16 protein-coding genes are annotated in these 18,228 nt (G+C 63.0%); 7 read left to right on the top strand and 9 right to left on the bottom strand.

What is annotated here, in order from left to right; translation table 11 throughout:
- Nucleotide 1 precedes the first annotated feature (1 nt).
- Nucleotides 2-1,150: an efflux RND transporter periplasmic adaptor subunit gene (locus QMX89_RS03490; RefSeq protein WP_056845099.1), complete on the bottom strand. Its 1,149-nt coding sequence runs from the start codon at nucleotides 1,148-1,150 to the stop codon at nucleotides 2-4.
- A gap of 257 nt (nucleotides 1,151-1,407) precedes the next feature.
- Between QMX89_RS03490 and QMX89_RS03495 the strand changes: the two genes are divergently transcribed.
- Nucleotides 1,408-2,040 carry a TetR family transcriptional regulator gene (locus tag QMX89_RS03495; protein ID WP_090356615.1) on the top strand — a complete coding sequence of 211 codons (633 nt, stop codon included), beginning with the start codon at nucleotides 1,408-1,410 and terminating at the stop codon, nucleotides 2,038-2,040.
- Between the two features lie 97 nt (nucleotides 2,041-2,137).
- The gene (locus QMX89_RS03500) at nucleotides 2,138-3,034 is read left to right on the top strand and encodes a DMT family transporter (protein WP_049860684.1); all 897 of its coding nucleotides are present in this window, start codon (nucleotides 2,138-2,140) and stop codon (nucleotides 3,032-3,034) included.
- Nucleotides 3,035-3,145: 111 nt separating this feature from the next.
- On the opposite strand, the gene QMX89_RS03505 is transcribed toward QMX89_RS03500, so the two are convergent.
- Both QMX89_RS03505 and QMX89_RS03510 read right to left on the bottom strand, forming a co-directional pair.
- Nucleotides 3,146-4,654, bottom strand: a complete 1,509-nt coding sequence (locus QMX89_RS03505) for an MDR family MFS transporter (RefSeq protein WP_282346875.1) — start codon at nucleotides 4,652-4,654, stop codon at nucleotides 3,146-3,148.
- A gap of 123 nt (nucleotides 4,655-4,777) precedes the next feature.
- Nucleotides 4,778-5,707: an AraC family transcriptional regulator gene (locus tag QMX89_RS03510; protein WP_282346877.1), complete on the bottom strand. Its 930-nt coding sequence runs from the start codon at nucleotides 5,705-5,707 to the stop codon at nucleotides 4,778-4,780.
- A gap of 312 nt (nucleotides 5,708-6,019) precedes the next feature.
- On the opposite strand from QMX89_RS03510, the gene QMX89_RS03515 reads away from it, so the two are divergent.
- Nucleotides 6,020-6,343, top strand: coding sequence for an antibiotic biosynthesis monooxygenase family protein (locus tag QMX89_RS03515; protein WP_049860687.1), 324 nt, complete (start codon nucleotides 6,020-6,022; stop codon nucleotides 6,341-6,343).
- Nucleotides 6,344-6,385: 42 nt separating this feature from the next.
- Nucleotides 6,386-6,625, top strand: a complete 240-nt coding sequence (locus QMX89_RS03520) for a hypothetical protein (RefSeq protein ID WP_134722576.1) — start codon at nucleotides 6,386-6,388, stop codon at nucleotides 6,623-6,625.
- On the opposite strand, the gene QMX89_RS03525 is transcribed toward QMX89_RS03520, so the two are convergent.
- The 5 genes from QMX89_RS03525 to bglX all read right to left on the bottom strand — a co-directional run bounded on the left by QMX89_RS03525 (nucleotide 6,618) and on the right by bglX (nucleotide 14,214).
- A complete protein-coding gene (locus tag QMX89_RS03525; RefSeq protein WP_049860689.1) occupies nucleotides 6,618-7,244 on the bottom strand; it encodes a flavin reductase family protein in 627 nt (208 codons plus the stop codon). The two genes, QMX89_RS03520 and QMX89_RS03525, sit on opposite strands and share 8 nt — an antisense overlap.
- Nucleotides 7,245-7,340: 96 nt before the next feature.
- Entirely contained in the window at nucleotides 7,341-8,660 is a 1,320-nt protein-coding gene (locus QMX89_RS03530; protein WP_056845109.1) for an MFS transporter, read from the bottom strand.
- Nucleotides 8,661-8,819: 159 nt separating this feature from the next.
- Nucleotides 8,820-10,148, bottom strand: coding sequence for a sigma-54 dependent transcriptional regulator (locus tag QMX89_RS03535; RefSeq protein ID WP_282346887.1), 1,329 nt, complete (start codon nucleotides 10,146-10,148; stop codon nucleotides 8,820-8,822).
- Nucleotides 10,145-11,899, bottom strand: coding sequence for an ATP-binding protein (locus QMX89_RS03540; protein WP_282346889.1), 1,755 nt, complete (start codon nucleotides 11,897-11,899; stop codon nucleotides 10,145-10,147). Before QMX89_RS03540 ends, QMX89_RS03535 begins: the two co-directional genes overlap by 4 nt.
- Nucleotides 11,900-11,922: 23 nt before the next feature.
- A complete protein-coding gene (bglX, locus tag QMX89_RS03545) occupies nucleotides 11,923-14,214 on the bottom strand; it encodes a beta-glucosidase BglX (protein ID WP_282346891.1) in 2,292 nt (763 codons plus the stop codon).
- Between the two features lie 225 nt (nucleotides 14,215-14,439).
- Here bglX and QMX89_RS03550 point away from each other — a divergent pair, with 225 nt between their 5' ends.
- Together QMX89_RS03550 and QMX89_RS03555 are read left to right on the top strand one after the other, a co-directional pair.
- Nucleotides 14,440-15,636, top strand: a complete 1,197-nt coding sequence (locus QMX89_RS03550) for an SAM-dependent methyltransferase (RefSeq protein WP_282346893.1) — start codon at nucleotides 14,440-14,442, stop codon at nucleotides 15,634-15,636.
- Between the two features lie 96 nt (nucleotides 15,637-15,732).
- Complete coding sequence (locus QMX89_RS03555) at nucleotides 15,733-15,945, top strand: helix-turn-helix transcriptional regulator (protein ID WP_275669801.1); 213 nt, start codon at nucleotides 15,733-15,735, stop codon at nucleotides 15,943-15,945.
- A 12-nt stretch (nucleotides 15,946-15,957) separates the two neighbouring features.
- Here QMX89_RS03555 and QMX89_RS03560 read toward each other — a convergent pair whose 3' ends face one another.
- Nucleotides 15,958-16,977, bottom strand: a complete 1,020-nt coding sequence (locus QMX89_RS03560) for a DUF4917 family protein (protein WP_282346899.1) — start codon at nucleotides 16,975-16,977, stop codon at nucleotides 15,958-15,960.
- Between the two features lie 140 nt (nucleotides 16,978-17,117).
- On the opposite strand from QMX89_RS03560, the gene QMX89_RS03565 reads away from it, so the two are divergent.
- A complete protein-coding gene (locus tag QMX89_RS03565) occupies nucleotides 17,118-18,188 on the top strand; it encodes a glycerophosphodiester phosphodiesterase (protein ID WP_282346900.1) in 1,071 nt (356 codons plus the stop codon).
- Nucleotides 18,189-18,228 lie beyond the last annotated feature (40 nt).

The following is an 18,228-nucleotide window of genomic DNA, read 5'->3' on the forward strand; positions in this document are numbered from 1 at the left end:
ATTACTTACCTTCGCCTGTGGCGGTGGAATCGGACTGGCCGGGCGTCAGGTTGCCCGCTTCCTTCACGGTCACGTCGGCACCAGGCTTGACGTACTGCAGGCCCTCGGTGATGACGCGATCGCCGGCGTTCAGGCCTTTCTCGATCACCCAGAACGCGCCGTCGGTGCGATTGGCTACCAGCTCGCGCTGCTCGACCTTGTTGTCCTTGTTCACGATCAAGGCAGTCGGGGTGCCCTTGAGGTCACGGGTCACGCCTTGCTGCGGTGCCAGGATCGCCTCGCTGCGCACACCGGCCTGCAGCTTGGCGTGAACGAACATGCCTGGCAGCAGCACGTGCTCGGGGTTGGGGAACACGGCGCGCAGGGTCACCGAACCGGTGGCCTGGTCGACCGACACTTCGGAGAACTCCAGCTTGCCGGTCTGGCTGTATTCGCTGCCGTCTTCCAGGGTCAGCTTCACCGACGCGGCATTGTCGCCGGCCTTCTGCAACTTGCCGCTGTCCAGGTCGCGACGCAACCGGAGCATTTCGGCGGACGACTGGGTCACGTCGACGTAGATCGGGTCCAACTGCTGGATGGTGGCCATGGCGTTGGTCTGGCCGTTGGTCACCAGTGCACCTTCGGTCACGTCGGAACGACCGATACGGCCCGAGATCGGCGCCAGCACCTTGGTGTAGCGCAAGTCGATCTGCGCGCTCTTGACCGAGGCTTCGGCTTGCAGCTGCTGCGAGCGGGCGTTGTCGTATTCCTGACGGCTGACGGCTTGCTCGTCGATCAGCTGCTTGTAGCGTCCAGCCAGCGACTTGGCCGATTCCAGGGTCGCCTGGGAGCTGCCCAGCGTGGCCTCGTACACCGACGGGTCGATCTGGTAGAGCTGCTGCCCGGCCTTGACCTCGGTACCTTCCTTGAACAGACGCTTGAGGATGATCCCGTTGACCTGCGGCCGCACTTCGGCCACGCGGTACGCAGTGGTCCGACCCGGCAGTTCGCTGGTCAGGGTATAGGGTTGGGTTTTCAGGGTAACCACGCCGACCTGAGGAGCCTGCTGAGCCTGCTGCGGGGCTGCTTCTTCCTTTTTGTCACAGCCGCTGAGCAGAGTGGCCAGGGCGACGGCGGATACCAGAGCGGTAACAACTGGCTTGAATTGCATGAAGATCCTCGGGTCGTGAGCGCGTGGGAGGGCTCAAGAATAGTGGAAGGTTGAAAAAATGTTACGACTGGATTAATAGCTTACTAACGAATATACTTACATTCGTGGTTGTTTGTAAACAACTTGATGGCCTGATGCCCGCGACGAGGCGGCGCACCATCGACATTCGGGACAAGCCCCGCATAAAAGGGATTCCCGGCCTGAGCACGCGCCGCGTACCGCATGGCCCGTGCATTGAAGATTGAGGTTCTACTGCCATGGTTCGCCGTACCAAAGAGGAAGCCCAGGAAACCCGAAGCCAGATTCTCGAGGCCGCCGAACAGGCTTTCTACGAGCGCGGTGTGGCTCGCACGACCTTGGCCGACATCGCAACCCTGGCCGGGGTGACGCGCGGCGCCATCTATTGGCACTTCAGCAACAAGGCCGATCTGGTCCAGGCCATGCTCGACAGCCTGCAGGAACCGCTCGAAGAGTTGGCCCAGGCCAGCGAAAGCGAGGATGAGCCAGACCCGCTGGGTTGCATGCGCAAACTGCTGATCCGCCTGTTCCAGCAGATCGCCGTGGACCCCAAGACCCGCCGTCTCAACGAAATTCTGCATCATAAGTGCGAGTTCACCGATGAAATGTGTGACATGCGTCGCCAACGTCAGACGGTCAGCATCGACTGCAATGTGCGCATCGAACGCTCGCTGAGAAATGCGGTGAACCGCGAACAGCTGCCGCGTGACCTGGACACCGTCAGGGCCGCCATCGCCTTGCACGCCTATATAGATGGCATGATCGGTCAATGGTTGCTGGTCCCTGACAGTTTCGACCTTTTCCAGGAAGCCGAGCGTTGGGTGGACCTGAGCCTGCAAACGCTGAGCCTGACGCCGGCGTTGCGCAAATAAAGTTGTGAATCAAGTTGTAACACTGCCCCCGCTCGCGCCATCATCGACCTTACCCGCCCGGTCGGTACCCTTTCATCATCCTGTTGCGAGCGTGTGAATGAGCGTGCAAAACCCGTTGCTTACTGGGGCCAGCCAGCCGCTGCGCGGTATCGCGCTGATCTGTCTGGCGACGTTGCTGTTCGCCAGTCACGACGCCTTGTCCAAGTACCTCTCCGGGTTTTTTCCCATCGTCGTGGTGGTGTGGGCGCGCTATGTGGTGCACACCCTGTTGATGCTGGCCATCTTCGTGCCGCAGACCGGTTTGTCCACGGTCATCCGCACCAAGCGACCCGGACTGCAGCTGCTGCGCGCGCTGTGCCTGATCGCCACCAGCCTGTTCTTCACCACCAGCCTGCGTTACATACCGTTGGCCGAGGCCACCGCGGTGAACTTCCTGGCCCCCTTGCTGGTGACGGCGCTGTCGGTACCGCTGCTCAAGGAAGTCGTTACGCGCGCGCAGTGGGCGGCGGTGATCACCGGCTTCATCGGTGTGCTCATCGTCATCCGACCCGGCGGTGCCTTGTTCACGCCGGCGATCATCCTGCCGCTGATTTCCGCGTTCTTCTTCGGTCTGTACCAGTTGCTCACGCGCAAGCTGAGCGGCATCGACAGCCCGACCACCAGCAACTTTCTTGCCGGTATCTTCAACACCCTGATCATGAGCGCGGTGCTGCCGTTCTTCTGGCAGGCACCGGGCTGGATCGATGCCTTGTTCATGGTAGGCCTGGGCACCTGCGGCATGCTCGGGCATCTGTTGCTGACTCAAGCCTTTCGCCATGCGGCGCCGGCGCTGCTGGCGCCGTTCAGCTACGGACAGATCCTGTTTGCCGGGATGTACGGTTACCTGATCTTCGACCATACCCCGGATATCTTCGGGGTGGTGGGCATCAGCGTCATCTGCCTCAGCGGCCTGGCCGTGGCCTGGGCCCAACGCAAGAAGCGACCGGCTGTCTGAGCGGGCCCCTTCGCGGTTAGAACCCCCTCCCACAGGTCAAGCAGCTTCGCTCCACCCCTTGTGGGAGCGGGTTCTACCCGCGAAGAGGCCAGACCTGCCCCCCCACACAAGCTACTTCTCCCCATGCCCACGGCCCCTCAGTTCCAGATTGGGCAGCGCCAATGCCACGGCCAGTCCCAGCAGCGAAATACCGGCACTGGCCCACAGCAGGTGTTGAAAGGTCTGCCCCAGTTCCAGCCGCAAGGCGTCCCGTGCCGGGCCTGCCGCCGCATTGAGCCCGGTCAGCAGTACATTGTCGCCCATCGCCTCGAGGCCGTGACCGCCCAAGGCACCGTCCGCCAACTGCACGCCATGCAACATGGCCAGGAGCAGGGCCGACAGGCAGGCCACCCCAACCGCGCCCCCCAGCGAGCGAAACAACGCCAGGGTGCTGGTCGCCACACCAATGTCCCTGGCCTGCACCGAGTTCTGCGCGCCCACCAGCGAGGTGGGAAACTGCAGGCCGCAGGCGAAGCCGGTCAACAACATGAAGCCCACGCTGAGCAGCAGGTTGTCCGGCGGGCTGAACGACATGCCCACAATGCCCAACGGGGCAAGCAGCGCCCCAGTCAGGATGATCGGTTTGTAACGCCCGGTCTGTGAAGTCCGACGCCCGCCCAGGAACGCGCCAATCGGCAGGCCCAGCGCCAGCGGTAGCAGGTACAGCGCCGCTGCATCGGCCCCGGCCCCGGTGACGGTCTGGAAACGCAGGGGCATCATCACGCTCAGGCCAATGGCCTGAAAGCTGGTGAAAAATACCGAGCACCAGCACAGCACCGCCGCTGGAATGGCGAACAGGTGCAGCGGCAGCAGAGGCTCGCGAAAGCGTCGCTCATGCCAGACGAAACCCAGCAGTGCCACCACGGCCACCACCAGCAGGCCCCACACCTGCGTGTCGCCCAGCCCATGGCCCTGGCCGATGCGGGTGATGCTCATCAGCAAGGTACTCAAGCCGATGATCATCAGCACCGTGCCCAGGTAGTCGATGATCGGCGTGCGCTGCGGAATCGGCAGCCCTGCCAATTTGCGGTTGGCGTACCAACAGGCGAATGCGCCCAGCGGCAGGTTGATCAAAAACACCCAGCGCCACGACAGGTACTGGGTCATGTAGCCGCCGAGCACCGGCCCCAGCACACTGGCTGCGGCGTACATGCTGCTGAAATACCCCTGGTAGCGACCGCGCTCGCGGGGCGGCACCACGTCACCGATGATTGCCTGGCTGACCGATACCATGCCGCCAGCACCCACCCCTTGCAGCAGGCGCGCCAGCACCAGCTGCTCCATGCTCTGCGCCATGCCACAGAACAGCGACGCGACGGTGAACAATCCGGTGCCGATGAGGATCATCCGCCGACGGCCATACAGGTCGCCCAGCTTGCCGTAGATCGGCGTGGCCACGGTCATGGCCACCATGTACCCGGAAATCACCCAGGCCAGACGGTCGACATCGTTGAACTGCGCAGAGATGGCCGGCATCGAGACCGCAACGATGGTCTGATCCAGGGCGCCGAGAAAAATGGCCAGCATCAAGGCCACTAGAATGCTCTTGATGGCCGGCGGGGAATGGCTGAGATCGGTCACAGGTGGGCCTGTAGAGAAACGCCGAGGCCAGATGGCCGCGGGCCGTGGCTTAGAGTGTACTGGATAGCTAGCTATCGGTTCTATCGGTGACCCGGTGTTTTTTCCAGGTCTGCCTGCGCGGCCCTACAGACTGATCCGCAGCCGTGCCAGATCGCGCACCGGCGGCGCGCCGAAATGGCGGCTGTATTCGCGGCTGAACTGGGAAGGGCTTTCGTAACCCACTCGATACCCGGCCGCCGAGGCGTCGAGGTCTTCGCTGAGCATCAGCCGGCGCGCCTCCTGCAAGCGAAGCTGTTTCTGATATTGCAGCGGGCTCATGGAGGTTACCGCCTTGAAGCGGTGGTGCAGGGTGGACACGCTCAGGTTGACTTCCCGGGCCAGGTCTTCGATGCGCAGGCTGCGATGGAAATGCCGGTTGATCCAGGCGATGGCTTGGCTCACGCGATGGGTCTGACTGTGCGCCACCGCGATTTCGTACAGTCGATGACCTTGTTGCCCGCCTAACAGACGGTAGAGGATTTCCCGCCGTACCAGGGGTGCCAGCACGGCAATGTCTTTCGGTGTTTCCAGCAGTCGAACCAGACGCAGCACGGCATCCAGAAAGGCCGTGTCCATTCGCTCCACGTACAAGCCGCGCTGGGTCGAGCGCGTAGGCACACCCAACGGTCCGGCGTCGGCGATCACTGCGTTGATTTCCTCAGGGTCGATGTCCAGCCGCAGCGACAGGCTGGGATCGTGCGGGGTGGCATCGAGGATCCGTCCCGAGACCGGCATGGCTACCGACACCACCAGAAAATTCAACGGATCATAGACATAGCGCTCATCGCCCAGGCGCACTTCCTTGCTGCCATTGGCAAGGATGCACAGCGCCGGTTGGACCAGGGCCGGGAACGACTGCACGCATTCCTCATAACGCACCAGGCGCAGGCCGCTGATCGCGGTGCCATGGTCGCCTGGCGTCTGGGCGCCGCGCGCGATGCGCTCGGCCAGTTCGCGACGGCTGTGTTCCAGAGCGGGGTCCAGCGGTAACAAAGCAGGGGCGGAGAGGGTCATGCAGGCTCCAGGATCTGTACATCACATCAGGCGAGGATAATCCGCGCTTAATGCCAGAGGTAGACGATAGCTGCCGGATGTTTGCCCAATCCTGCCAACTTGCGTCAGGGCCTTGTACACACCGAGGCGGGCAGTGTCTGCGGGCAAGCCTGAAAGTGCCCAAAATAAGCCATTCCGGTTGAACGAAGCTGCAACCCGGCAGGATCGGGCAAGACCTTGACAGGAAACGGCTAACCCCTGCGGTCCGGGGTTGCGTAACGTTGTCGCTGCAGCCTTGTTCACCGCAGAACGTTCAATCAGGGAGAGTCGCGCATGAACTCATTTTCTACCGTCAGTCATTGTGCCCTGGTCACCGCCCGGCCAGGTGATTCGGAGCGGGTCGGGCTGGGTTTGTCGGCGCTGGTACGGCCCGCGCTGGCCATGCCTGGCTGTCTGCACTTTGCGGTCCAGCGCAGTCACGGCGACGAGCGACTGTGGCAGGTGGCTGGCGTTTGGCGCGATCAGGCCGCGATGACCGCCTGGCTCAACTCGCCGGGCATGCAGGTGTTCTCCGATCTGGTCCACGGCCTGCTGGTGACCAGCCTCGACCTGCACACCTTCGGTGACGCCGCGCTCGAACATGCCAGTGCGGCCTGAGCCGCGTACAATCGCGGCTTTTCCATCGGCCCGAGGTACGTCATGGCACGCAAGGTATTCGAACATCACGAAGCGGTTTCGGCAGTAGTGCCGGAGGCGGGCAGTTACCGCGCCGCCATTGCCATCAAGGCGCTGCAGGGCGGCGGCGCCCCGCGTTTCCACAAGGTGCTCGACGGCCAGTCGTTCGCCACTGCCCACGAGGCCGATGGCGCTGCCGCCGAGGTCTTGTCGACACTGGCCCGTGTCGACGAAGACGGCGAACCGGTGTTTGCGCCTACTTGACCTGTGGCCGGTGCATCTGGAACAGCGCCTGCGGACCGATCTCGAAGTAATCGGCCGGGCCACCGCCACGCAGGATCGGGCCGGCCGCGGCTGTGTCGTAGATGCCGTCCTTGAGCAGTGACTTGGCGATGTGCACCGCCACCACCTCACCCAGAATCAACCAGGTGGGCACCTCTTGCTGATCGGCGCCCTTGAGTTGAATGATCTGGGTGACCTTGCATTCGAATGACACCGGCGCTTCGAGCACCCGCGGCACGCTGACGATCTTCGAAGGCGCGTGCTGCAAACCGCTGAGTTCGAACTCGTCGACTTCGGGGCCCACCGCCGCGCAGCTCTGGTTCATCTGCTCGGCCAGGGCGCGAGTCGACAGATTCCAGACGAATTCGCCGGTCTGTTCGATGTTGTTCAGGCTGTCCTTGCGTCCCACACTGGCGAAGCCAATGATCGGCGGCGTGTAGTTGAAGGCGTTGAAGAAGCTGTAGGGCGCCAGGTTCAGACGACCTTCGCGGTCCTGGGAGGAGATCCAGCCGATCGGCCGCGGGCCGACGATGGCGTTGAACGGGTCGTGGGGCAAACCATGGCCCTTGGCGGGTTCGTAGTAGTAGGTGTCATCCGACATCGGGGGCAGTCCTCAGCGTTCAAGTGCCCCCAGTGTGCGTTGTCAGCGGTTTCCAGTGCAACTGCCCCCGCCGTCGCGGCGGGGGCATGCCTGGCTTCAGTCCGTTTCGATCCGCGAGTGCTTCTGGGTGTCCTTCATGAACACGTATACCAGCAGCGAGCAGGCGATGCAGGCGGTCACGTACCAGTAGTAACCGGTTTCCATGCCGATCTGCTTGAACCACAGAGCGATCAGTTCGGCGGTGCCGCCGAAGACCGATACGGTCAGTGCGTAGGGCAGGCCGACGCCCAGGGCGCGGATTTCGGTGGGGAACAGCTCGGCCTTGACCACCGCGTTGATGGAGGTGTATCCACTGACGATGATCAGCGCCGCCATGATCAGGAAGAACGCGCCCCACCAGGTTTCAATGGTGTGCAGGGTGGTCAGGATGGGGACGGTACACAGGGTGCCCAGTACGCCAAAGGCGATCAGGATCGGGCGGCGTCCGACCTTGTCGGAAAGGGCGCCGATGACCGGTTGCAGGCACATGAACAGGAACAGCGTGGCGGCCGAGATGGCCGTCGAGTCGGCCTTGCTGAAGCCCACCGTGTTGACCAGGTACTTCTGCATGTAGGTGGTGTAGGTGTAGAACGCCAGCGTACCGCCCATGGTCAGGCCGACCACGGTCAGCAGTTCCTTGGGGTGGCGCAACAGGGTGCGCATCGTGCTTTCCTTGGAGACCTTTTTCTGGGTGAAGGATTCGGTCTCTTCCATACCGCGACGCAGCCACAAAGCAACCACGGCGCACAGCGCACCGATCACGAAGGGTACGCGCCAGCCCCAACTCAGCAGTTGTTCTTCGGTGAGCGTCTGTTGCAGCACGATCAGCACCGCCAGCGCGATCAACTGACCGGAGATCAGGGTGACGTACTGGAAGCTGGAGAAGAAACCACGTCGCTCGCGGGTGGCCATCTCGCTCAGGTAGGTGGCGGAGGTGCCGTATTCACCGCCCACCGAGAGGCCCTGCATCAGCCGCGCCAAGACCAGCAGCACCGGTGCCCAGATGCCAATGGTTTCGTAGCCCGGTGTCAGGGCGATCACCAGCGAGCCGAAGCACATCAGCAGGACCGAGGCCATCAGCGCCGCCTTGCGGCCTTTGCGGTCGGCATACAGGCCCATCAGCCAGCCGCCGATGGGGCGCATCAGAAACCCGACGGCGAAGATCGCGGCAGTGTTGAGCAGTTGGGCGTTGAGACTGTCCTTGGGGAAGAACACTTGGGCGAAGTACAGGGAGAATGCGGCATAGACGTACCAGTCATACCATTCGACCATGTTGCCGACCGAACCGCTGAAGATCGATTTGACCCGGCTGGCGGTGGTGCGAGGCGGGGCGGATGCAGCAGTTGCCCCGGCGGGCAGGGTGTTTGAGTTATCCATGATGGAACCTTCTCGTTATTGTTGGCAGCACGTTGAGTCGCGCTTGCCAAGGCAATAGCAGAAGCCGTGCCAGCCTGCGAAGCCCAGGTTTTGCGGGGGCTTATGCATAAAGTAGGCGGATTCTTGCTGATACGAGAAGGGTGATAAGCGGATTTTTGCCTATTCGCGAAAGTCTTCACGCGCCAGTCCGTGACGCTGCATCTTTTCGTTCAAGGTCCGCCGGGGCACTTGCAGGGCGTGCATCACCGCTTTGATGTCACCCCGATGTCGGGCCAGTGCCGCACGCAGGCATTGCGCTTCGAACGCTTCCTGCTGCGCCGCCAACGACAGCCCGCCGCCGGGTGTTTCCAGGGCAGGCGCGGCCAGCCCCAGCACGTGGCGTTCGGCGGCGTTGGCCAGCTCGCGGACATTGCCGGGCCAATCCTGACTGAGCAACTGACTCAGTTGCGTCGAGTTCACCACCGGTACCGGGCGTCCCAGGCGCTTTGCGGTGGCCGCCGTGAAATGATCGAACAGGCACACGATGTCTTCACGCCGCTCGCGCAGCGGTGGCAGGCGCAGTTCGGCGACATTCAGCCGATAAGCCAGGTCTTCGCGAAACAGCCCGGCCCGGGCCTGCTCCAGCAGATCGGGCTTGCTGGCCGCGACCAGGCGCAGGTCCACCGCGATGCTCTGGTTGGAGCCCAGGCGTTCGAGCTTCTGCTCCTGCAGCACGCGCAGCAGCTTGGCTTGCTGGGCCATGGGCAGGCTTTCGATCTCGTCGAGAAACAACGTTCCGCCGTGAGCGTATTCCAGCTTGCCGATGCGCTTGCCTTGCGCACCGGTGAAGGCGCCGCTTTCATGGCCAAACAGTTCGGCCTCGAACAGCGCCTCGGGAATGGCAGCGCAATTGAGCGCCACGAACGGCTTGCCGGCGCGCGGGCCGAAATCGTGCAGGCAGCGTGCGACCAGCTCCTTGCCACTGCCGGTCTCGCCGCGAATCACTACGTTGACCGGCAGTGAGGCCAGGTCCAGCACCTGGCGGCGCAGTTGGGCGATGGCGGGCGCCGCGCCGAGCAGGGTCGCCTGCAATTGCTCGCTGAAGTCGGCGCGGTTGTGCAGACGGCGGTTTTCCAGGACCAGCCGACGCTTGTCCTGAGCCCGCCGCAAGCTGCTCAGCAAGCTTTCCGGGCTGAATGGTTTTTCGAGAAAGTCGTAGGCACCATCGCGCATGGCCTGCACCGCCATCGGTACGTCACCGTGGCCGGTCAAGAGAATCACCGGCAATTCGGGATCGCGTGCCTGGAGTTGCGCCAGCAGACCAAGCCCGCCCATGCCCGGCATGCGCACATCGCTGAGGATCACGCCGGGGAAATCCTCTGGCAGTTGTGCCAGGCACTCCTCGGCCTGGCTGAAACGCTGCACCGAAAAGCCACTGAGGCCCAACCATTGTTCGACGGCGTCACGAATGCTCGCTTCGTCGTCGATGACCATCACTTGATTGCTCATGCAGGCTCCTTGTCGAGGGGCAGGGCGAGGGTGAAGCGAGCGCCACGCTCCAGGTTTTCCGCGCTCAGCTGACCACCGTGTTCATGGGCGATCGCCAGCGAGACCGCCAGCCCCAGGCCAAGCCCTTCGCCGATCGGCTTGGTGGTGAAAAACGGATCGAACAAATGCTCGATGTGTTCACTGGCAATGCCGCTGCCACTGTCGGCGATGCCCAGATGCCAGTGTTCGCCGTGAATCTGCAGGGTGATGTGCAGGTCCTTGGCCGGCTCGCTGCTCATGGCGTCCAGCGCATTGCGCAACAGGTTGATCATCACCTGTTCCAGGCGAATGGCGTCGCCGCGCACCCAGGCAGGCCGGCTGACCTGCAGATGCAGGCGGACCCCGGCTGCCTGCAGAGGCGTTTCCAGCAACTGCAAGGCCTGATCGAGCACCCGCGCCAGGTCGAGTCGTTCGCGTACGCCTGCCGGGCTCTTGCGGGCGAAGGTTTTCAAGTGTGTGGTCAGCGCCGCCATGCGTGTCAGCATCTGTTCCAGTGGCGCCAGGGCCTGGCGCGCCGCATCGATGCGATCCTGATCGAGCAGCAGCCGCAGGCTCGCCAGTTGCATGCGCTGCGCCGTCAGCGGTTGGCTGATCTCGTGGGCCAGCGCAGCCGACATCTGGCCCAGGGCGGCCAGCTTCGCCGCCTGAACCAGACCTTCCTGGGCGTCACGCAATTCACGGGTGCGTGCTCGTACCAGCGACTCCAGCTGCTCGCGGCTGCGCTGGCGCAGTGCGGCCAGACGACGGCGCTGGTTCAGCCACAAGCCACCGAAGACCAGGCTCAGCCACACGCCCACCGCCGCCAGCGCGGCATTGCGGCTGTCCTCGTTGCCCGCGACGGGTGGTTTGAGCAGGTGCAAGGTCCAGCCTTCACTGGCCATCGGCAACGATGCCCAGAGATAGTCGGCCGTGCCCTGTGGGCCGTTGACCCGTACTCGCCTGGCGGCGGCGTCGAGCGTGTCCAGCACTTGGTGATCCAGCGGCTGCACGGCTTGGTCGTGATACTGGCGAGTGCGCTGCAACTCAGCGCGGTCGGCATCGCTCAAGGCGTGCAGCGTGCGATAGCGCCAGCCCGGCCGATTGGCGATGAACACCACGCCCCGCGCATCGCTGACCAGCAGCGTGTCAGGCCCCTGCGCCCATTCCTGTTCCAGCTCGGGCAGTTCCAGCTTGACCACCATGGCGCCGAGAAAACCGTCCCGGCTGTCCTTGATGGCGCTGGACAGGAAATAGCCGGGGATACCGCTGGTCACGCCCACGGCATAGAAGCGCCCGCTGCCCTGGCTGACCGACTGGCTGAAATAAGGACGGAACGCGTAGTTGTGACCCACATAGCTGGTGGGCAGGCGCCAGTTGCTGGCGGCCACCGCCAGACCGGCGCGGTCGAGCAGTTCCAGGGTCGAGGAGCGAGCTGCCGCGTTGATGCGCTCCAGCTTGCGGTTCAGCACATCCTGGGTGGCCGCGTCGATCGGCCCCTGCAACGCCTGCTGCAATTGCGGATCCAGCGCCAGTACGGCAGGCAGGGTGCGGTAGCGCTCGATCAGCGTGTGCAGGCTGTTGGCGTACAAAGCCAGCTGGCCATTGCTGCGCGACGCCTCTTCGTTCTGGGCCAGTCGCTGGGCATGGCCGCTGGCCCAGACGGCGGACAGCACCGCGCCGGCCACGATGGCCAGCACGATGGCGCTCAGGCGCAGGGCACGGGAGTCGATCACGGGCGCTACTCGACCATTGCCGGCTACAACAACTCGAAGCTCGCCTCTTTCACGTCGTCGGAATCCAGCCCGATCATGACAGTGAATTGACCCGCTTCCGCTGCACGAACCAGTTGCTGGTTATAGAACTTCAGATCGTCCTCGACGATGTCGAAGGTCAGGGTCTGGCTTTCGCCCGGCTTGAGCATCAGCTTGCGGAAATGCTTGAGCTCCTTGACCGGTCGGGCCATGGAAGCGGCCACGTCGCGCACATACAACTGCACCACGGTTTCGCCCGCGACCTTGCCGATGTTGCGTACGTTGATGCTGGCTGTGACCTTGCCATCGCGGCTCATACGCTTGCTCGACAGCTTGACGTCCGACAGGCTAAAATCGGTGTAGCTCAAGCCGTAGCCGAAGGGGTACAGCGGACCTTGCTCGCTATCGAAATATTGGGAACTGTAGTTGCCTGGATGCCCTGGCGTGAACGGCCGGCCAATGCTCAAGTGGCTGTAGTACAGCGGCACCTGGCCCACCGAGCGCGGGAAGGTGACCGGCAGCTTGCCGGACGGGTTGTAGTCGCCGAACAGCACATCGGCGATGGCATTGCCACCCTCGGTGCCGGCGTACCAGGTTTCCAGAACCGCGTCGGCCTGGCGCTGCTGTTCGCCAATGGTCAGTGGACGGCCGTTCATCAGTACCAGCACCAGCGGTTTGCCGGTGGCGCGCAGGGCCGTGATCAAGGCCTGCTGGGTGCGAGGTAGATCGAGCGCGACGCGACTGGCCGATTCATGGCTCATGCCACGCCATTCGCCAACCGCCGCGACGATCACGTCAGCATCACGTGCCGCCGCCAACGCCTCGTCGATCAGGGCCTGGCTGGAGCGCGGATCGTGGGGCAGTTTCATGTTTTCAGGCAGGAACCGGGTGATGAACTCCACGGTGGCGCGGTCGTCGCTGAGGTTGGCGCCTAACGCATATTTGATATGCGCCGGGTCGCTCACGGCATTGCGCAGGCCCTTGAGCAGCGTTACCGACTGCCCGGCCACGCCTGCGGCAGACCAACTGCCGAGCATGTCATCCGGCGCATCGGCCAGTGGCCCGATCAGCGCGATGCGTGCATCCTTTTTCAGCGGCAGCGTCTGCTTCTGGTTTTTCAGCAGGACCAGGGTCTTGCGGGCCACGTCGCGGGCTTCGGCGCGATGCAGACGGCTTTCCGCATTGACGTCGGCTGGATCGTCCTGAGCCTTGCCGATGCGCAGGTACGGATTGGCGAACAAACCCATGTCGTACTTGGCCCCGAGCACTTCGCGCACGGCGTTGTCGAGATCGGCCTCGCTGATCTGACCACTCTTGAGCAGCTCTGGGAGGTGCTCGCCGTAGGCCTGATCGTTCATGCTCATGTCGATGCCGGCCTTGATTGCCAGTTTCGCCGCCTCGCGGTCATCGGCGGCCACACCGTGCTTGATCAGCTCATGGATGGCACCGTGGTCGCTGATGGTGACGCCCTTGAACCCCCATTGTTTGCGCAGTACATCCTGCATCAGCCAGGTGTTGGACGTCGCCGGCACGCCGTTGATCGAGTTCAAGGCGACCATCATGCCGCCCGTGCCGGCATCGACGGTGGCGCGGTAGGGCGGCAGGTAGTCCTGGAACATGCGCTGCGGGCTCATGTCCACGGTGTTGTAGTCGCGCCCGCCTTCGATTGCGCCGTACATGGCGAAATGCTTGGCGCTGGCCATCATCCGGTCTGGATTGGCCGGGCTGGAGCCCTGGATGTTCTCCACCATCACCCGGGCGATCTTCGACACCAGATGGGTATCTTCGCCGAACCCTTCGCTGATGCGGCCCCAGCGCGGATCGCGGGAAATGTCGACCATCGGCCCGAAGGTCATGTCGATCCCGTCGGCGGCCGCTTCGGCGGTCGAGGTCCTGGCGCTCAGGGCAATGGCGTCCATGTCCCAGCTCGCGGCCAGGCCCAGGCTGATTGGAAACTGGGTACGGTGGCCATGAATGACGTCATACGCGAAGAACATCGGAATCTTCAGCCGGCTGCGCTGGGCAGCGTCCTGCATGGGGCGGTTTTCCGCTCGGGTGACCGAATTGAACGTGCCGCCGATACGCCCCGCGGCAATCTCCGCTTCGATGCGCTGATGGGTCATTTCCCCACCGATGGCGATCAGCCGCAACTGGCCGATCTTCTCGTCGACGGTCATGCGTGCGAGCAGGTCGGCAACGAATGCGTCCTTGTTCTGCGGACCTTGGGAGGGGCTTTCGGCATGCGCGGATTGCAAGGCCAGGCCGACGACGACGCCCAGCAGACACAGCTTGTTCATGGAGTTCTTCTCTTTGGCGTACCGCACAGGGTGCTGCAGCCGGTGACAGGTGGCAGTGTTTTTGTAGTTCGTGGGAGGTGTTTTAACGTATCGGCGCCGGTCAATCCAGTCAGGTGCCAGGATTGATACAAATGCATCCATGACAGTGAGGGCAAATCCATTTTCCCCAAGTCCATGCACACCCACTAAAATGCCCGCCTGAACACACCCGAGATCCGTTTCGCCATGCCCGTCACCGACCCCCGCGCCGAATTCCTTGCCCTGCTCGACACCAGCCTGGCGCAGAACGCTTTCATCAAGCTGGTGCTGGCCCGCCACGTCGGCCAGGAGCCGGAGCTGCAGCGGCTGATCGTCAAGTTGGCGACCATCAAGGGCGAAGCGTGCCTGTCGTTCGTGTACCGCTACAAGACGTGCGACATCACCAAGAACTTCAGTCTCAGCGATGGTCAGCAGTTCATTGCCGAAGCCTTGCCTGACACCTTCAAGAACGCGCATCTGCTGACCTTGACCGATGAGTTGCAGCTTGAATTCAGCAAGAAGAACAAGGCCAGCCTGCATCGCAACAAGCTACAACAGGAACGGGCTGCGCCGGAGCTGGGCCACGATCGGGAAAAGAAGCGGTTCCTCGAATTGAACCGGCCGTTCCTGCAGGACCTGGGCGTGACCGACCAGCAGGGGCAGTTGATCCCGTCGATGTCGCGCAAGTGGAAACAGATCAACAAGTTCATCGAAGTGTTTTCCCACGCGTTCGCCACGTCCCGGCTGGCCAGGGCCGACGCGCCGGTGCGGGTCGCCGACTTCGGCTCGGGCAAGGGCTACCTGACCTTCGCCATCCACGACTACCTGGCCAACTCCCTGCAGCTTCAGGCACAGGTCACGGGCGTGGAACTGCGTCCTGACATGGTCGAGCTGTGCAACGCCGCAGCCGCTGGTCTGGACCACCCGGGGCTGGTTTTCGAATGCGGTGACGTACGTTCGGTGGTGCCCAGCGAAATCGATGTGATGATCGCCCTGCATGCCTGCGACATCGCCACCGACTACGCCATTCATACCGGTATCCGCTGCGGCGCGGCGATCATCATGTGCTCGCCGTGCTGCCACAAGGAAATCCGCCTGCAGATCCAGAGCCCGGGCCTGCTCAAGCCCATGCTGCAATACGGCCTGCACCTGGGCCAGCAGGCCGAGATGGTCACCGACAGCCTGCGTGCCTTGCTGCTGGACGCCTGCGGCTATGAAACCAAGGTGTTCGAGTTCATTTCTCTGGAACACACCAACAAGAACAAGATGATTCTGGCGGTCAAACGTGACACGTCCAGCCCGAGCGCCGAAGCGCTGGCCAGGATCGAAGAGTTGAAGGCGTTCTACGGCATTCGCGAGCAGCGCCTGCAGACCTTGCTGCAGGAAGACGGCCTGCTGGGCTAGCTTGCTGTGAGGCGTCGGCACTACAAGTCGACGGCGTTGTGACCCACCCTTGGCGAGCGCCACCATGAGCGCTCAAGTCAAGGGTTGGAGTTTGCAGTGACGCTCGACATCAAGCTGACGCCGCGCGAGCAGGAAGTGCTCGTCTGGAGCGGCAGAGGCAAGTCCTCGTGGGAAATCTCGCGCATATTGGCCTGCTCCGAGGCTACGGTTAACTTTCACTTCGCCAACATCCGCCGCAAGTTCGCCGTGGGCTCGCGCAGCGTGGCCGTACTGCTGGCGCTGGAGAAAGGGTTGATATCGCTGTGCTGAAGGCGTTTGCCTTCAGCGACGCTTCTTCACAACGGCGGGCACCGGTACGTTCAGTTGCGCACTCCCCAAGCCATGGCTGGTTGCGTCGAAGAAATGCAGGGTTTTGCCGCAGTCGGCGAACAGTGCTGTGAAACGCTGCTTCTGGCTGATGATCCAGGCATCGCTGAGCGGAAAGATCGAAACGTGGAACGTCTGCGCAGGCGCCTGGCGCAGGGCCTGGAGAATGTGCGCGTCGTCGCTGTCCAGGTTGTGGCCGAAAATGCACAGCGTACCGTCCTGTAGGCTCAACTCGCCATGGCACCAGCTCAGGTAATCGGAATCGCGGATGCTGCACAGCTTCTGTGCGCTGGGGCCCTCGTTGATCAGCAGTGGTACATCACCTGGGGTGTTGATGGCAAAGCCGTCGAGCAGGGCTTCGCCCTCGGCGGTCCGCTGCCGGGTCGTGCCGTCGCTGTTCTTGATCAGGTGCAGACCGCCATGCAGGTACAGCATGCGCGATCCCTGGGAGGCCGTGCGGCGGATGTCGAAGCCGGCGTCCACGTCCATCAGCTCGGCAAAACCCTGCGGGTCATGCTGCACGGCCCAGGGGCAGAGCAGGTCGTAATTGCTGCTGTACACGGTGTCGAACGAACGCAGTTCGCGGTTCAGAACCGCCAGGCGTTGCTCGTCGAGCAGGCGATAGGGGATGTGCACGCTGCGCACCGCGTGGATCAACGCTTCCTTGATCGCATAGTAGCGGTTGAGCGGGGCGGTCGAGCTGATCGCCAACGCCGCGTTGACCCGCACGGTGCTGTTGAGCACGGTCAGCACCTGTTCGAAACTCTGGGTCTGCAGCGACTTGAACAAGGCCAGGTCGGTCAGGCTCAACGGTTTGTTGCGCACCTTTTGCGCGCGCTCGAACAACGCGTCGTAGGCGAAGCTGCGCCAGACCGCACGGCTGGCGCCGTTGCCCAGCAGCAGACTTTGCGCAGGCTGGCGGGTGTGCAGGGTTTGCCAGTCGTCGAGGTGGGCGTCGAAGGTGTCATGTGCCATGGTGATGGTTCGTTCTGCTCGTGTCTTGGACAAGGGCGCGACTCTAGCACGCCATCTCCTGTCATCCGACGCCGTCTATGCTAGGTCGGTTCATCGGTATCTTGCGGTGCCGTTTTCGATCACCTCTGAAAGGACTACGCATGTTGACATCCCTGTGCAAGACGCTGTGCCTGACCGTCGCCCTCGGCGCCGCTGCCTCGGCCCACGGGCAAACGCCCGAACAGTTGGCCCATGCCGCCAACATTCCCTATCCCGCCGTCATCGCCCATCGCGGTGCCTCGTACGATGCCCCGGAATCCACCCTGCCGGCCTACCTGCTGGCGCGTGATCTGGGCGCCGACTACCTCGAGCTCGACGTGCAACGCACCCGCGATGGGCAGTTGATCGCGCTGCACGACGACACCCTGCTGCGCACCACCGACATCGCCAGCAAATTCCCCGAGCGCAAGGACAAGCCGGTCAGCGACTTCACCCTGGCGGAGCTGAAAACCCTCGACGCCGGCAGTTGGTTCAATGCTGCGCACCCGCAGCGTGCCCGTGACAGCTACAAGGGGCTGAAGATTCTCACGCTGGACGAAGTGCTCGACGTCGCCCAGGACGGTACCCACAAACCTGGGGTGTACATCGAAACCAAGGTACCGCAGCAGTTTCCCGGTATCGAACGCGATCTCAAGGCCAAGCTTGCCCAACGGGGCTGGCTGGATGGTCAGCATCGCGTGGTGTTGCAGACGTTCGAGAAAAACAGTCTGGAATTGCTGGCCAAGGAAATGCCGCAGGTGCCCAAGGTATTGTTGCTGTGGGTCGGCGAGGGCAGCATCGAGCCCAAATCCAAGGGGTCATTCGCGGCGTCCGGCATGACCGACAAGGCGGCGTACTATGCCCAGCAACAGCCCCGTGATCGCGCCGAGTTCGAGCGCTGGCTCGACATCGCCAAGGCCAACGGTGCAGTGGGCACAGGCCCTTCGGCTGCATTGACCGAGGGGGGAGACCAGAGCTACATGGACCTGGTCCAGCCCTGGATGAACCAGCTGACCCACGACAAGGGCTTGCTGGTGCATGTCTACACGGTCGACGAGGCGGTTGATTTCAAGAAGGTCAGCGAGGCGGGAGTGGACGGTATCTTTACCAATCGTGCCAGCGAGTTGCTCAAGTTCTACAAACGTCCTGCCCCGGAATCTGTCGATCAGATTCTCGAACGACACGATTATTGAGGGCCGGACATGAAAACGGCGCGAATCCCGTTGCTCGGCC

Source organism: Pseudomonas sp. PS01301, assembly GCF_029960215.1.
GTDB lineage: Bacteria > Pseudomonadota > Gammaproteobacteria > Pseudomonadales > Pseudomonadaceae > Aquipseudomonas > Aquipseudomonas coleopterorum.

Coding starts and splice junctions, on each gene's coding strand:
- QMX89_RS03490 (WP_056845099.1), bottom strand. CDS start 1,150: ATGCAATTCAAGCCAGTTGTTACCGCTCTGGTATCCGCCGTCGCCCTG.
- QMX89_RS03495 (WP_090356615.1), top strand. CDS start 1,408: ATGGTTCGCCGTACCAAAGAGGAAGCCCAGGAAACCCGAAGCCAGATT.
- QMX89_RS03500 (WP_049860684.1), top strand. CDS start 2,138: ATGAGCGTGCAAAACCCGTTGCTTACTGGGGCCAGCCAGCCGCTGCGC.
- QMX89_RS03510 (WP_282346877.1), bottom strand. CDS start 5,707: ATGACCCTCTCCGCCCCTGCTTTGTTACCGCTGGACCCCGCTCTGGAA.
- QMX89_RS03515 (WP_049860687.1), top strand. CDS start 6,020: ATGAACTCATTTTCTACCGTCAGTCATTGTGCCCTGGTCACCGCCCGG.
- QMX89_RS03520 (WP_134722576.1), top strand. CDS start 6,386: ATGGCACGCAAGGTATTCGAACATCACGAAGCGGTTTCGGCAGTAGTG.
- QMX89_RS03525 (WP_049860689.1), bottom strand. CDS start 7,244: ATGTCGGATGACACCTACTACTACGAACCCGCCAAGGGCCATGGTTTG.
- QMX89_RS03530 (WP_056845109.1), bottom strand. CDS start 8,660: ATGGATAACTCAAACACCCTGCCCGCCGGGGCAACTGCTGCATCCGCC.
- QMX89_RS03535 (WP_282346887.1), bottom strand. CDS start 10,148: ATGAGCAATCAAGTGATGGTCATCGACGACGAAGCGAGCATTCGTGAC.
- bglX (WP_282346891.1), bottom strand. CDS start 14,214: ATGAACAAGCTGTGTCTGCTGGGCGTCGTCGTCGGCCTGGCCTTGCAA.
- QMX89_RS03550 (WP_282346893.1), top strand. CDS start 14,440: ATGCCCGTCACCGACCCCCGCGCCGAATTCCTTGCCCTGCTCGACACC.
- QMX89_RS03560 (WP_282346899.1), bottom strand. CDS start 16,977: ATGGCACATGACACCTTCGACGCCCACCTCGACGACTGGCAAACCCTG.
- QMX89_RS03565 (WP_282346900.1), top strand. CDS start 17,118: ATGTTGACATCCCTGTGCAAGACGCTGTGCCTGACCGTCGCCCTCGGC.